A 12,930-nucleotide genomic window follows, 5' to 3' on the forward strand; every position below is an offset into this window, starting at 1 on the left:
ATATCCTTTCCGTATATCAAAATAGTGTCTCTATCCTGAAGTAATACTGATTCAAGGCTAACAATCGTTCTTCAGGCCCACTCCCTGCCAGCCTCCTATATGTTTTAGGCCTTATACAGACAGCTTCTCTCTCCGATTCGCGTGAAAACCTTAAAATAAGCGTCAGAAATCATTCCGACGCTTTTATCATATCCATTATATTATAGTTGAAATATGTCATAAAGCAAGACATTCTTCCCTGTTCCGTAATTTACCGCCATGAATCCTGACAGCTTGTCGTTCTACCATTTACGTGTGCCGCGGTTGTTAACGACCAGCCAAATTCCAGCCCCGATCAGCAATACTGCAATAATATAAATAATGCCTGTTCTCAACAGGCTAATCATCAATAAAACCACCGATACCAAGCCTAAGATGACGCCACCTGTGTATACATTACGAGAAAGTGATAAATCATTGATAGCATATTCCCACAATCCGATCGCCACCCCAAGAAGCAACAAAGGCCACAGGTAGGCCATTAAATGCCAGCCCCAGGTATTACAAAGAGAAAATAACAAGCCATAAACCGTCAAAATTCCGGCGGGCAGCAGCATAAAGGGGGATACTTTACGCATCATGTACATCGCATGCAATATAATGCCCGGGATTAATATCAGCAAGGGCCAAAAGGTTCGTCCCAAAAAGGAGAATGCCCCCAGTTTTCCCAACAAAATAATCAGTCCTACGGCAACAATGCCCACTCCGATCATACGCTCTTTTCCGAAATTCATCGCGGTCTCCTTTGCTTGCTGAATTGGTTTGTGTTTTTTAATGTGATTGTTTTTGCGTGTATTTTGATGAATATAGCGTATTTACAAAAACCGAGCAAAATCCCCGGCATCTGCAAAACCCTATGTATAGTTTAGCCGATGTCTTCCAAAAAAACTACGTTCAAATGTGGTGGGCTCGCAGCTGACGATATATGCCGACAATGATAACTGCTGCGGCCAGCAATCCCGGTAACCATGCATATAAAACTTCCCCTGCTCCTGCTAACCATACGCCTAATCTGGAATCACGCAGCAGCATTTCTCCTGCTGTGAAGGCTAAAATTGCAGCCCCGAGCAAAACAAGTACAGGGAAGCGGTGAAGCCAGATCGCAATAACATTGCTGCCCCAGACCACAATTGGAATGCTAATCGCAATGCCGATGACAATAATGGCGATATCTCCATTCGCAAGTGCTGCGATAGCTAATACGTTATCCAGACTCATTACAAAATCCGCTATCAGGATCACCTGTATAGCCTTCCATATGCTGGTTTCAGCTCTGATTCCGACATGATCCTCATTCTCGTAAAGCAGCTTAAACGCAATCCATAACAGAAGCAGACCGCCCGCCGCTTGAATAAAGGGTATGCGCAGCAAAATGACTGCTACAAAAGTCAACACACAGCGCAGGCCAACTGCGCCTACCGCCCCCCACCATATCGCTTGGCTACGCTGTCTGGCAGGCAAGTTTTTGCTCGCCATGGCTATAACAACCGCATTATCACCGCTTAACACCAAATTGATCATTAATATTTTTAACAGCAAAATGATATGCTCCATGTGTACAAACACCCCCATCCTACTTGTATGCGCAACAGGAGGAGGCTATGCTCGTATCATAAAATACATAAAATCCCAATCAGTCAGGTTGTGTTGTTCATCATAAGTCATCATTTCTTAAAAACTCATGTCACATTTGTTGAGTAAATACCTTGAAATCAGCAGCGATCAGCAATATAATAAATCGTATTTTCGAAAAACAGGCATTAATATACAGAGATTAAGGATCTTGGGATGCTTAATCAGGGAGATGAGAACAATTGACATGTCCGGATTTCAGTTTATTTGGCTACTGCTTAATGTGATATTTATTGACCTTCTACTCGCAGGAGATAATGCAATTGTAATTGGACTTGCCGCCAGGAAGCTACCGCCCACAACGCAAAAAAAAGCGATTATATATGGCACAGGAGGTGCCCTGCTCATTCGCATAGCAGCCACCATTGTAGTGCTTTGGTTGCTTCAAATACCGTGGTTATTATTGATTGGTGGTGTAATGCTAATCTGGATCGCGTATAAGTTGCTGGTGGATCAGGAGGATCACACCGAAGTCAAAGCCGGAACCACTTTATGGGGCGCTATTCGCACCATTATTATAGCCGATGCGGCCATGGGTCTGGACAACGTAATTGCTGTTGCCGGCGCTGCCCAGCAGCATTTGGTGCTCGTGGTGCTCGGTCTGCTGGTCAGTGTGCCGATCGTTGTATGGGGAAGCACTCTTTTTATCAAGCTTATTCATAAATTCCCCTGGATTATCTATTTGGGATCAGCCGTGCTTGGTTATACGGCGTCTAATATGATTACCGAAGAGCGTAAGCTTGAGTCGTACTTTACCGAGCACCCTGCGTTACGCATTGTGTTTATTGGCTTAGTTATGGTTGGTATATTACTCACAGGGTATCTTCAAAACCGCAGGGCCATATCCAACCGTGAAAAAGCCGTTTTTAAATGATTAAAATCCTTTCAAAGCTCTAATCAAAAAAGCAGACCAACAGCGTCACTGATGGGTCTGCCTTTTTTATGCCTTAAAACCAATCTTCCTGCACAACTTCCTCCTTACGGCCCTCCATAGCCCCACCTGCCTCAAGAACGACAGTCTCGGTTGCAGCCACAGCCTGCTCGATCAAGGCATTCAAATCCCGAATAGAGGCTTCAATCTTTTGAACAACCCACAAGTTGGGATTGGTTGTCGGGGATTTGGGAACAAACAATGTACAGCAATCCTCATAAGGGAGAATAGATAGATCGTAGGTACCGATTTGCTTCGCGATTTCTGTGATTTCCTGTTTATCCATCATGACGAGAGGCCGCAGCAAAGGCAGCTCTGTCGAACGGCCAATGACATTCATGCTGGATAATGTTTGACTAGCCACTTGACCCAGACTGTCACCCGTTACAAGGGCCAGTGCTCCTTCACGCTCAGCCAGCATCGTTGCAATCCGCAGCATCGACCGCCTCACGAGCGTAATCATCAGATTATCCTGTCCCGTGCGCGTAAAAGCCGTCTGCACCTCCGTAAACGGTACCAGATGGATCTTAATCCGCCCTGCATAACCAGCTAATACCCTTGCCAGATCAATAACCTTTTCTTTTGCGCGCTCGCTTGTAAACGGGTAGCTATAAAAATGAACACATTCGATTTCCAATCCTCTGCGCATGGAAGACCAGCCTGCCACCGGGCTATCGATTCCACCTGACAAGAGCAGCATGGCCTTGCCGTTCGTACCTAGCGGAAAGCCTCCTACAGCCGTAATAATCTCGCTAAATATATAAGCTGCCTGTTCCCTGACCTCTACACGCAGTTCAATATTCGGTTGATGCACATCGACCTTTAACGCCGGAAACTCCCGTAATATAGGGGAACCAATAAGGTGGTTCATCTCATGGGAAGAATGGGCAAACTCCTTCCACACTCTGCGGGCATTAACCTTGAAAGTTGTACCTTCTGCCACATTCAGCTCACGCATCAGCTCTACAGCAGTCTTAACGATCTCATCAAGCTGGGCAGGAGCCATTTTGACAGGACTAATCGTGGTGATACCAAACACTTTTTTTAGCACTTGAATGATCTGCTCATAAGGCTCTCCTCCGAGAACCACATAAATTCGTCCAAATTCCTTTCGCAAAGAGGCGCCGGGAAACGGCTTGAGCAGCAGCTTTACGTGATTCAATACCGCTTTTTCAAAACGGGTGCGGTTTTTCCCTTTCAATGTAAATTCGCCAAAGCGAAGCAATAGCATATCATAATGCATTTTAATGTTTCCACCTTTCCAGGGATTCCAGCTTAGCTACAGCCTGCCGCAGCGCAAGTATAAGCTCGTTGATATCCTGTTCCGTATGTTCGTCGCCGAAGCTGATACGAATGCCGCCGGACGCTTCCAGCTCACTGCATCCCATCGCGAGCAGCACCCGGCTGGGCTCGGCCAATTTCGAGGAGCAGGCCGATTGGGTTGATACTGCCACACCCAATTGCTCCAGCGTATGCAACAGCACCTCAGCCTTCATGCCCGGATACGAAAAATGGACAATATGTGGCGCTTCCTCCCCGCTGTTCAGCCGCAGTTGAGGAATCGTCTTCACTTCTGCAACTACCCGATCTCTCCACTCAGTCATACGCCGTGCTGTCTCAGCTTGCCGTTCGCCCGCCAGCCGTACCGCCTTGGACATGCCAACAAGCAACGGCACATTTTCCGTACCTGCACGCAATCCCTGCTCCTGAGAACCGCCACTCAGCAGTGGAAAAAGCTTCACACCTTCCCGAACGAACAGCAGTCCAGCACCTTTGGGTCCGCGTAGCTTATGCGCAGAAAGACTGTACAGATCAGCCTGCCATCCCCGAATATCAACCGGAAGCTTTCCATAGCCCTGTACACCGTCAACATGAAATAGGACACGAGGGAACTGTTTCTTCAAGGCAGCCCCGATGTCATGCAACGGTTGTACCCTTCCCGTCTCATTATTAACATGCATGATACTGACCAGAATCGTATCTTGACGGACGGCATCACATACCTGCTCGGCGCTGATATGCCCTTCCGCATCAACGGGCAAAAACGTAACTTCAAAGCCCAGATCTGTCAACTGTTTGCAAGCCTCATATACAGACGGGTGCTCTGTCGATACCGTAACGATATGTTTGCCTCTGGCCTGATATTGTATTGCTGCTCCCTTAATGGCCAAATTGTTGCTTTCAGTTGCCCCGGATGTAAATACAATCTCCGCCGGCTGCACGCCCAAAGCCGCAGCGCATACTTCCCGGGAACGCTTAAGCAACTTATCCGCATCCTCTCCAAAACGATGCATCGAAGATGGATTGCCATAATGTCGTCTCATGACCTCGGCAATTGTTGTAATTACCTCTTCAAAAGGCGGAGTTGTCGCAGCATAATCAAAATATCTCATAAAACTCCCCTTTCTGCCCTACAACTGCTGCAACAAAAAAGAACCAAAACAGGGAAAGGCCGCTACGTTCCAGCGACACCCTTTCCCCATATTGATCCTGTCTGCGCACCTGATCTAATTAAAATTTCGCACATTTTTTTATAAGCTATAGGGCTTACATCGTATATTTTTCACGTGCATTCTGTATTTTCGTAATATATTTTTGCGTTTCTAATGGAAGCTTATCCAGTACAGCCAGCAATTGCTCATCACTGCTTACACCAAGACGCTGCACCCGCCCCGGGCCTGCATTATATGCCGCCAAGGCCATATTTTCCTGTCCGTTAAAACGTTTGATCTGGTAAGACAAATAACGAACGCCAGCATCGATGTTTTGCGAAGGATCATATGGGTCACTAACTCCCAAACCTTGAGCGGTAGCATCCATAAGCTGCATAAGCCCTTTGGCCCCAGCTGAAGAAGTGACCAGCGGATTAAATGAAGATTCCGTATCAATAACCGCTTTAATCAAAGCTACCGGAACGCCGTATTTTTGGCTGGCCTCGTTAATCAAACCATCATATGCAGTAGGCTTCGTAGGTCCGTCGCTTGCTGTGCTGGAAGAAGCAGGGTATACCGCAAAAGGGGAAGATGCTCCCCTCGAAGGTCCCAATTGGAGCCAGAGCAACCCATTTTCATCTCGGGTAACATCGCCAGAATTCTCACGAGTCGCGGCATCATCTGTCTCCAACTGACCTACTTGCTCCAGCAATCCGGAAAAAGCGTCCGTTGTGCCCGTTTGGGTTGTAGCACTTATATTATTTAATAGCTGCATGTCTAACATGGATTTGGACACGCGCGGATCAATTTGCATGTGGTGTTCCCAACTTTCTGTAGTTGTTGTATCCCAAATAGCTTATCGTTACTGCTAATGATACAACTTTTTGCTATGTACTGCCATACCTTTAACGAAAAAAAGCTCCTGATCTGTCGAAAAGACAGTGGAGCTTTAATCATTAAGCTTTTTTGTACCTTCGCAGGATCAACGAACAAACGGGATAAAAGCGAAATAACTCAATGTTGCGAGCGCACCAAGTCCAATCGACCAAATGCCTGTCGTTTTGCTACCATTCACATAAGCAAAAAAACCTAAAACCGCAGCGATTGGCCCCAGCACAATAGACCACATGAACAGGGATGCAATTCCTGCGGCTATGCCAACATAACCGGAAATACGACCACTGTTATTTATAACCTTCTGTTCACCTTTGTCCTCATCCCGAGTCACAACTGGCGAGCCGGGAGCCACTTCTGCGGCATATTCTTCACGGTGATGACGTCGCTTGGCGGAATGCTTTTGAATATGACGTGGGTAATCTACTCGTTCACGGCTAAAATGCTCTTCATTTTGATGCTTTTCGGTTTCATGATCCTCCATAATACACTGCACCTCCAAATGCGAATGATTGGCGTTATGAGTTTTTTACAAAGACTTCGGCTTAAAAGTGTGGCAACAAGTGGCAGCAGACGTGGCAGCTTTATCACGTTCTTCAGAGCTGAAGCTTTCTCCCGCATATTCTTCCTTAAATTTCTTATCGGCATGACCATCAACTTCAATCATAATCAAATCCGCCTTGCAAAAGTTGTTTTCTCCCCAATAATGGCAATTGGCTACACTGCATTTAACTATGGGCTTGGCCTCTTGGCTCATGATCATCACCTCGGATTCATTTTCCCCCTTCTCCCGCGCACCTATGCGCGTCTGACATATGGCAGTTGGTGACATACGAAAAAAGCCGCTTTCTTCACCTCCTCCAAACTGGCAGGATGCATGAGAAAACGGCTTGCTTGTCTTAGTTTTCGATTAAAAACGATCAACTCATGAATTGCTTAAGCATGAGTACGACGAGTCTGCATACGACGCTGAGTCAAATAATCACTTTCATAATAAGTCAGATCATCACGCAGCTCTTCAAAATTTTTAGTAATGTCCATGATCACTTCGCGCGCGGCAGGCACAGGCGTTTTACGGAAGCGAATAGCATCTTGTCCCGTATAAGCATAGCGTCCGTCCTCTGCGTAAGATTCATTTTTGGGATAAAAAAAGCTGTTCACGCAGTCATGGTAAACGTTATACAATGCCTTTTCCGCAAAATCGACGTCAAAGTTGGCACGGCGTAAAGCCACACCCAGCTTTTCATAGGATACTTCGGAAAAAACAAGGATATGGCGGAGATCCGACAAAAAGCCTTTATAAAAAAGTACGGACTCCTCATTTCCATCCACAGCAAGCTGCGGCAGGGCATGCTCATTGAGGAATTTTTCCACACGTTTTACGGCAGTTTTCAGTCTCTCCTGCGCCGACTCACATAATTTTTGTACGTTGACTGCTGACATCAAGGCAGCTCCCCCTTATTTGTTGCTTGTTCATCAATTTGGTTACCCGAAAATAGTCCCTTCTAACCGAAAGAGCTGTAATTTTCAGTATTTATCCTACCACAAATAAGCACTGAAAGGTATAAAAACATGCCAACCTCCTCACGCTAAACCATAAATTTATAAACACTCAAGGAGGATGGTCTCATGTCTCGGCAAAAATGGTTAAAGCCCCTGCTCGGCGCAGCTGCCGGGGTGCTTCTTATCACACTGATGCTGCCTTCCCGTGATCACCGCCACACACCGCAACCCGAGTATACGGCCAAGATGGTACCACAGCAAGAGAAGCAACTTAAAAAGGGAATACTGGCTTTGGACGTGTCCGCTACAGATTCACTCACTCGCATGGATGCCAGACAGGATATTCAATATGTCATGCGGGAGCTTCATGGCAAAACCAACGATCAGAAAAAACGGTTTATCCACAAGCTGCAGCAATCGCACAACCATCTTCATACGTTACAGTGGATTCATACGCGTAACGGGAAAAACAACACCTATACAGGCAGCAAAGCACACCCCCGTCTGCTGAATGATCCTCAAATCAAAAGCAGTATGGCTGTGGCTCGCCGTTCCGTCATGCAAAATAAATCCTACGAATCCGCTGCTTTTCAGGTGGATGGCGGTAAATATTTTGTCATGGCAGAACCATCGACTGACGGAACCTATGGCGTTGCCGCCTTGGTCAGCCAGCAAGTATTACATGACGTGGAGAAGCATCAGCGCAAAAATCTGCGTTTGATTCCCTACCCCAAGGAAGGCAGCTACAAGGTCGAATCCGTACATCCTGACACCCTGCACGATATTACCGTCAAGACCGGTCACGACAATGAGAATGCGAGCCATTATTTTGAAAATGAAATCGTCGTTCGCTTTCGTCACAATCCCGATCAACGCCAGCTGCGCGAAATCGCAAGAGATTTGCACTGTGAACCTGGTCGTAAGCTGGGTTACACCTATGTGTTTCATTCCGATAACATGAGCTACAAGGAGTTAAATCAATACTTTTCGAAAAAATGGAATCCGCTTTATACAGAACCTCACTATATGTATCTAACCAATGAAAAGAAGCTATTTAATTCTGATGGAAATGTTCCTAATGATTTGCTCTTTTCTCGGTATCAATGGAATCTGCCAGCCACCGAAACCAACCGGGGTTGGGGATTAAGCAAAGGCAGCAAGAATGTAACTGTTGCCGTCGTGGACACAGGAGTGGATCTGGATCATCCCGACCTTAAGGGCCAAATCCTCTCGGGGCATAACGTGGTAAAACCATCTAAAAAACCTTATGATGACGTCGGTCACGGAACCCATGTCGCTGGAATCATTTCTGCACTCGTGAATAACGGCGAGGGCGTCGCCGGCATGACGTGGTATAACAAGGTCATGCCGGTTAAGGTACTCGACAAATCCGGCTCCGGTACGACATACTCGGTGGCAGAAGGTATTATATGGGCAGCCGATCATGGAGCCAAGGTTATCAATTTGAGTCTGGGCAACTATGCACAAGCTGAATTTTTGCATGATGCGATCAAATACGCCTATGACAAAGACGTCGTGCTGGTTGCAGCTACGGGCAATGATAATACGGAACGCCCCGGTTATCCTGCAGCGTACCCCGAAGTGTTTGCCGTTTCGGCTACAGATTCTTCCATGCACCGTGCCTCTTTTTCCAACTATGGGGATTATGTGGACGTCATGGCTCCAGGTGCAAGCATCGCCAGCACATATCCAGGGAATCAATACGCTGCTTTGTCGGGTACTTCGATGGCCAGTCCGCATGTGTCTGCGCTCGCCGCCCTGATTCGGTCAATCAATCCTGACCTAACCAATAAAGAGGTTATGGATTTAATGAGAAAAAACGTCATTGATTTAGGCGTGCCAGGACATGACAAATATTTCGGATATGGACAAATCGATGTGTACAAGGCGTTAAAAGCAGCACAACGTCCATATGTTCCTTTACAATTGTATCCACAACATCTGAGCGACAAATTAAAATCCCTTTTAAAGAAGCTGGAAATGTAACAATTCCTTTTGGTCAAAAAGCAGCCATAAGTCATGAACTACCCCCTATTGCTAGACACCAATAACAATTGGGATGCAGTTCATAACACCATGGCTGCTTTTTTAGGCTCCTTAACGCTTGGAACTACCGCGACGCTTGCCATGGCCCAGAGTATGGCAGCATGGATCTCCAGGATCCTTTACACTCACCGGAAATACGTGGTGAGGTATAGGTACAATGTGCGTCTGATTAACAATTTCAATCGGATGAACCACAGGCACGACTTGTGGAACAAATTGATGATTTATAAATTGCATCGGTGGGCACACGATCGGGTCGTAAGAGCAATGACTCATAAGGTGCAACTCCTTTCGGTGAATTAGTACAGCATATTAAGAAGAAATGCCCTGTGCTTGGACGATTACCCCCAAATATAAATACCCTCTATAAAATAGGCTTTCTTTCCACAATGACCAAATGATCAAGCTGTTCGCCCAACAAACGACACAACTTGCGCAGACCTGTTTTGAGTGTTTCCTTGTCCGCATATGAAAAGGAAATACGGATATGATTACTGTCCATACCACCTGCATAGCACACCGCACCCGGTAAAAAGGAAATACCTTCTCGATCAGCCAATCGCCCTAATTCCGGGATATCAATAACAGATGGAAGCTTAATCCACAAATTGAGTCCACCTTCGGGAGCATACCAAGTAACCTCTGGGGGAGCATAGCGCTGAAGTGTATGCAATGCCGATGTCAGGCGATCCCGCATTTGATCCCGCAACCAGATGAGATGCTGATCAAGCCGATGACTGATGAAAGGCAACAGTGCTTTTTGCGTTAATAAAGGACTCCCCAAATCCGCAGTTGACTTGGCGGCCACCAAACGATCCAATACACTGCCAGTAGCTGCTACACATGCTATACGACAGCCAGGGGCGACGATTTTGCTGAAGCTTTTGATATAAACCACATGTCCGGACTGATCATGCGCCTTGATGGAAAGTGGCGGCTTCGCTTTATAATATAGTTCAGAAAATGGATCATCTTCAACAATCAGACAATGATAGCTTTGAGCTAAATCCAGCAATTGCGTGCGTCTGACCGTCGTTAAAGTCACTCCGGTAGGATTATGGAAGGTGGGAATCGTATAGATCAGCTTTGGCGGATGAGTATCACAAAGACGTGTCAGGATATCGATCCGCATACCCTGCTCATCCATCGGGATCATCATTACTTTGGCACCTCGACTGGTAAATACATCAATGGCCCCAGTATATGTAGGAGCCTCCATGTAGACAACATCGCCAGCGCCAACAAACGTACGCGCCACCAGGTCAATCCCCTGTTGGGCACCGCTGGTCACGAGTAGCTGTTCTGCTACCGTCCGTATGCCACGTTCGTTCATGTGAGCTGCAAACACTTCCCTCAATGCCAAATCTCCTTCAAACGTACCGTAAACAGCCATTGCGTCAGGATTTTCAGAGGATAAACGCCGGGTATCTGCAATAATTTCACGTGTAGGAAGAAGCTCCGGCTGAATGGCTGCGATATGAAAAGAATAGGGGACCTGCCGGCTATGGTTGAAGTTTCTCCATAACTGTGCCCGCGGCAAATAATCGACCAGCGACATTTGCCATGACAAATCCAGCGCCCCCTCGCGTGGCACGGATACTGAAGGCTCCGCTACATAGCATCCTTTGCCCTGCGTACATGTAACCAGATGATTCGACTCCAGCTCTGCATACGCTTTGCTTACAGTTACGGGACTTACGGCAAGCAGACTGGACAAATGACGGACTGAGGGAAGCTTTGTACCCTGAGGCAGCAGTCCGGACTGGATGCGATCCGCCAAGGTTTTGGCAATCTGTAAATATAATTTGACGCTGCTATTGCGGCTGAGATCAATATGCATCGGAACCGTCCCCTCCAAAAATCAACTGTTATATTCAGACGTTTACTGTTATACTTCATTATCGTTATAATACAACAAATTTCATAGTACAGTATAGAACACAGGAGATGATTGGATTGGAATACAAATTTTCGGGTATGGCTCGTACTCAGGGCTCGTCCATCGTTAGGGACATTTTGAAGCTGACACAGGGAACAGAAGTGTTATCCCTGGCAGGAGGCCTTCCGGCCGATGCCTTTTTTCCCGTCGAAGCTGTTGCTCAAGCCTATGAACGGGTATTTCGTCTCGGCGGTACTACCGCGCTTCAATACGGTCTAACCGAGGGATATATTCCTCTACGGGAACGTCTTACAACCATGATGGCATCCCAAGGCATCTCCGTCACCAGAGATAACATCATCATGACGACGGGCTCACAGCAGACGATCGATCTGGTTTCGCGCGTGCTGCTTGATCCGCAGGATACTGTATTGGTGGAATCCCCTACTTATTTGGCAGCTCTTCAGGCGTTTAAGTCCTATGGCGCCAACATTGTAAGTGTTAATACAGACTCCAATGGTGTGCAATTAGATGATCTTGAAGCCAAGCTCAAGGAACATCAGCCTAAATTCGTATATGTCATCCCAACCTTCTCCAATCCATCGGGGAATGTATGGAGCATGGAACGCAGAACAGGCGTTGTTGAGCTATGTCGTAAAAACGGAACTTTGATTTTTGAGGATGATCCTTACGGCCGTCTCAAATTTGACGAAAACCTTAACTTCCCATCCCTTTTCTCCATTGACCAGCAGCAAGGTGGAGACGGTCATGTCATGTACACCTCTACGTTCTCAAAAACCGTTGCTCCTGGTGTTCGTTCTGGATGGCTGATTGCCGATCAAGCGATTGTGGATAAAGTTGCAAAAGCCAAACAATCTGCTGATTTGCACTCCAGCAGTATCGATCAACGTGCTTTAAATGAGCTTTTGGACTTTTTTGATTTGGACGGACATATTCGTTCCGTATCCAACGAATATCACTCTCGTATGCTACGCATGACAACGCTGATGAAAGAGCGTCAATGGGAAGGCATTACGTGGAATGATGCACTAGGCGGCATGTTTATGTGGGTCACTTTACCCGAAGGCTTCCGTTCCGATCGCTTGCTGGAACTGGCTATTCAAGAAGGCGTCGCATTTGTGCCAGGACAAGTATTTTATGCTGATCTGAGCGGCAGCAACCATATGCGGATCAACTTTACGCATACTGATCCTTCACTGCTTCCTGAAGCGGTTGACCGTTTGGATCGGGCATTGAAAATGTATACGGAGGAAAGATTGGAAAAAAGCGTGCGCTGAGTAACTTGGCACGGTGAGGCCGCTTCGCGAATCATTTGATCTTACGATCGCTGTTGCCCCCAGATTCCTAATTATATAAGTTCCGACAAAGGTCGGAATCCGGGGGCAAAGGCGAACGCTTCGCTTCTCCAGATTCAAATGCTCCGCTGCGCTAACTGCGTGCCCCATCCCCGCACGTTTTTACGATAGAGGGAATGAGTAGATGGAAAAACGGAAAAAGCCCCGCATGATTATCGGGGCTTTATTCTGTTTGGC

13 protein-coding genes are annotated in these 12,930 nt (G+C 46.7%); 3 read left to right on the plus strand and 10 right to left on the minus strand.

Annotated elements, in window-relative coordinates; genetic code table 11:
* Positions 1-281: 281 nt before the first annotated feature.
* Both WG8_RS15745 and WG8_RS15750 read right to left on the minus strand, forming a co-directional pair.
* Positions 282-773 carry a hypothetical protein gene (locus WG8_RS15745; protein WP_007431214.1) on the minus strand — a complete coding sequence of 164 codons (492 nt, stop codon included), beginning with the start codon at positions 771-773 and terminating at the stop codon, positions 282-284.
* A 160-nt stretch (positions 774-933) separates the two neighbouring features.
* Positions 934-1,593 (minus strand): TerC family protein, encoded by a 660-nt coding sequence (locus WG8_RS15750; protein WP_007431215.1) that lies wholly within the window; start codon positions 1,591-1,593, stop codon positions 934-936.
* 250 nt (positions 1,594-1,843) lie between these two features.
* On the opposite strand from WG8_RS15750, the gene WG8_RS15755 reads away from it, so the two are divergent.
* On the plus strand, positions 1,844-2,545 hold the full coding sequence (locus tag WG8_RS15755) for a TerC family protein (RefSeq protein ID WP_043891104.1): 702 nt from the start codon (positions 1,844-1,846) through the stop codon (positions 2,543-2,545).
* Between the two features lie 73 nt (positions 2,546-2,618).
* Here WG8_RS15755 and thiI read toward each other — a convergent pair whose 3' ends face one another.
* From thiI to WG8_RS15785, 6 genes are all read right to left on the minus strand, one after another.
* Positions 2,619-3,845 (minus strand): tRNA uracil 4-sulfurtransferase ThiI, encoded by a 1,227-nt coding sequence (gene thiI / locus WG8_RS15760; RefSeq protein ID WP_007431217.1) that lies wholly within the window; start codon positions 3,843-3,845, stop codon positions 2,619-2,621.
* Between the two features lies 1 nt (position 3,846).
* Complete coding sequence (locus tag WG8_RS15765) at positions 3,847-4,995, minus strand: cysteine desulfurase family protein (protein WP_007431218.1); 1,149 nt, start codon at positions 4,993-4,995, stop codon at positions 3,847-3,849.
* Between the two features lie 154 nt (positions 4,996-5,149).
* A complete protein-coding gene (locus WG8_RS15770) occupies positions 5,150-5,848 on the minus strand; it encodes a lytic transglycosylase domain-containing protein (protein WP_007431219.1) in 699 nt (232 codons plus the stop codon).
* A 168-nt stretch (positions 5,849-6,016) separates the two neighbouring features.
* Positions 6,017-6,412, minus strand: coding sequence for a hypothetical protein (locus WG8_RS15775; protein ID WP_007431220.1), 396 nt, complete (start codon positions 6,410-6,412; stop codon positions 6,017-6,019).
* 45 nt (positions 6,413-6,457) lie between these two features.
* Positions 6,458-6,685, minus strand: coding sequence for a DUF1540 domain-containing protein (locus WG8_RS15780; RefSeq protein WP_029390016.1), 228 nt, complete (start codon positions 6,683-6,685; stop codon positions 6,458-6,460).
* A gap of 179 nt (positions 6,686-6,864) precedes the next feature.
* On the minus strand, positions 6,865-7,371 hold the full coding sequence (locus WG8_RS15785) for a YpuI family protein (RefSeq protein WP_007431222.1): 507 nt from the start codon (positions 7,369-7,371) through the stop codon (positions 6,865-6,867).
* Between the two features lie 186 nt (positions 7,372-7,557).
* Here WG8_RS15785 and WG8_RS15790 point away from each other — a divergent pair, with 186 nt between their 5' ends.
* Entirely contained in the window at positions 7,558-9,438 is a 1,881-nt protein-coding gene (locus WG8_RS15790; RefSeq protein ID WP_007431223.1) for a S8 family peptidase, read from the plus strand.
* Between the two features lie 111 nt (positions 9,439-9,549).
* Here WG8_RS15790 and WG8_RS26630 read toward each other — a convergent pair whose 3' ends face one another.
* Both WG8_RS26630 and pdxR read right to left on the minus strand, forming a co-directional pair.
* The gene (locus WG8_RS26630) at positions 9,550-9,774 is read right to left on the minus strand and encodes a hypothetical protein (RefSeq protein ID WP_007431224.1); all 225 of its coding nucleotides are present in this window, start codon (positions 9,772-9,774) and stop codon (positions 9,550-9,552) included.
* Positions 9,775-9,862: 88 nt separating this feature from the next.
* Positions 9,863-11,338: a MocR-like pyridoxine biosynthesis transcription factor PdxR gene (pdxR, locus tag WG8_RS15800; protein WP_007431225.1), complete on the minus strand. Its 1,476-nt coding sequence runs from the start codon at positions 11,336-11,338 to the stop codon at positions 9,863-9,865.
* A gap of 116 nt (positions 11,339-11,454) precedes the next feature.
* Between pdxR and WG8_RS15805 the strand changes: the two genes are divergently transcribed.
* Positions 11,455-12,675, plus strand: coding sequence for an aminotransferase-like domain-containing protein (locus WG8_RS15805; RefSeq protein WP_007431226.1), 1,221 nt, complete (start codon positions 11,455-11,457; stop codon positions 12,673-12,675).
* The last annotated feature ends 255 nt before the right edge of the window (positions 12,676-12,930 follow it).

The organism is Paenibacillus sp. Aloe-11 (genome assembly GCF_000245715.1).
In the GTDB taxonomy this organism is placed as follows: domain Bacteria; phylum Bacillota; class Bacilli; order Paenibacillales; family Paenibacillaceae; genus Paenibacillus; species Paenibacillus kribbensis.

Excerpts from the sequence above, each read along its gene's own strand:
- WG8_RS15780 (WP_029390016.1), bottom strand. The coding sequence starts at position 6,685 with ATGAGCCAAGAGGCCAAGCCCATAGTTAAATGCAGTGTAGCCAATTGC.
- WG8_RS15775 (WP_007431220.1), bottom strand. The coding sequence starts at position 6,412 with ATGGAGGATCATGAAACCGAAAAGCATCAAAATGAAGAGCATTTTAGC.
- WG8_RS15745 (WP_007431214.1), bottom strand. The coding sequence starts at position 773 with ATGAATTTCGGAAAAGAGCGTATGATCGGAGTGGGCATTGTTGCCGTA.
- WG8_RS15785 (WP_007431222.1), bottom strand. The coding sequence starts at position 7,371 with ATGTCAGCAGTCAACGTACAAAAATTATGTGAGTCGGCGCAGGAGAGA.
- WG8_RS15750 (WP_007431215.1), bottom strand. The coding sequence starts at position 1,593 with ATGGAGCATATCATTTTGCTGTTAAAAATATTAATGATCAATTTGGTG.
- thiI (WP_007431217.1), bottom strand. The coding sequence starts at position 3,845 with ATGCATTATGATATGCTATTGCTTCGCTTTGGCGAATTTACATTGAAA.
- WG8_RS15790 (WP_007431223.1), top strand. The coding sequence starts at position 7,558 with ATGTCTCGGCAAAAATGGTTAAAGCCCCTGCTCGGCGCAGCTGCCGGG.
- WG8_RS15765 (WP_007431218.1), bottom strand. The coding sequence starts at position 4,995 with ATGAGATATTTTGATTATGCTGCGACAACTCCGCCTTTTGAAGAGGTA.
- pdxR (WP_007431225.1), bottom strand. The coding sequence starts at position 11,338 with ATGCATATTGATCTCAGCCGCAATAGCAGCGTCAAATTATATTTACAG.
- WG8_RS26630 (WP_007431224.1), bottom strand. The coding sequence starts at position 9,774 with ATGAGTCATTGCTCTTACGACCCGATCGTGTGCCCACCGATGCAATTT.
- WG8_RS15755 (WP_043891104.1), top strand. The coding sequence starts at position 1,844 with ATGAGAACAATTGACATGTCCGGATTTCAGTTTATTTGGCTACTGCTT.
- WG8_RS15770 (WP_007431219.1), bottom strand. The coding sequence starts at position 5,848 with ATGCAAATTGATCCGCGCGTGTCCAAATCCATGTTAGACATGCAGCTA.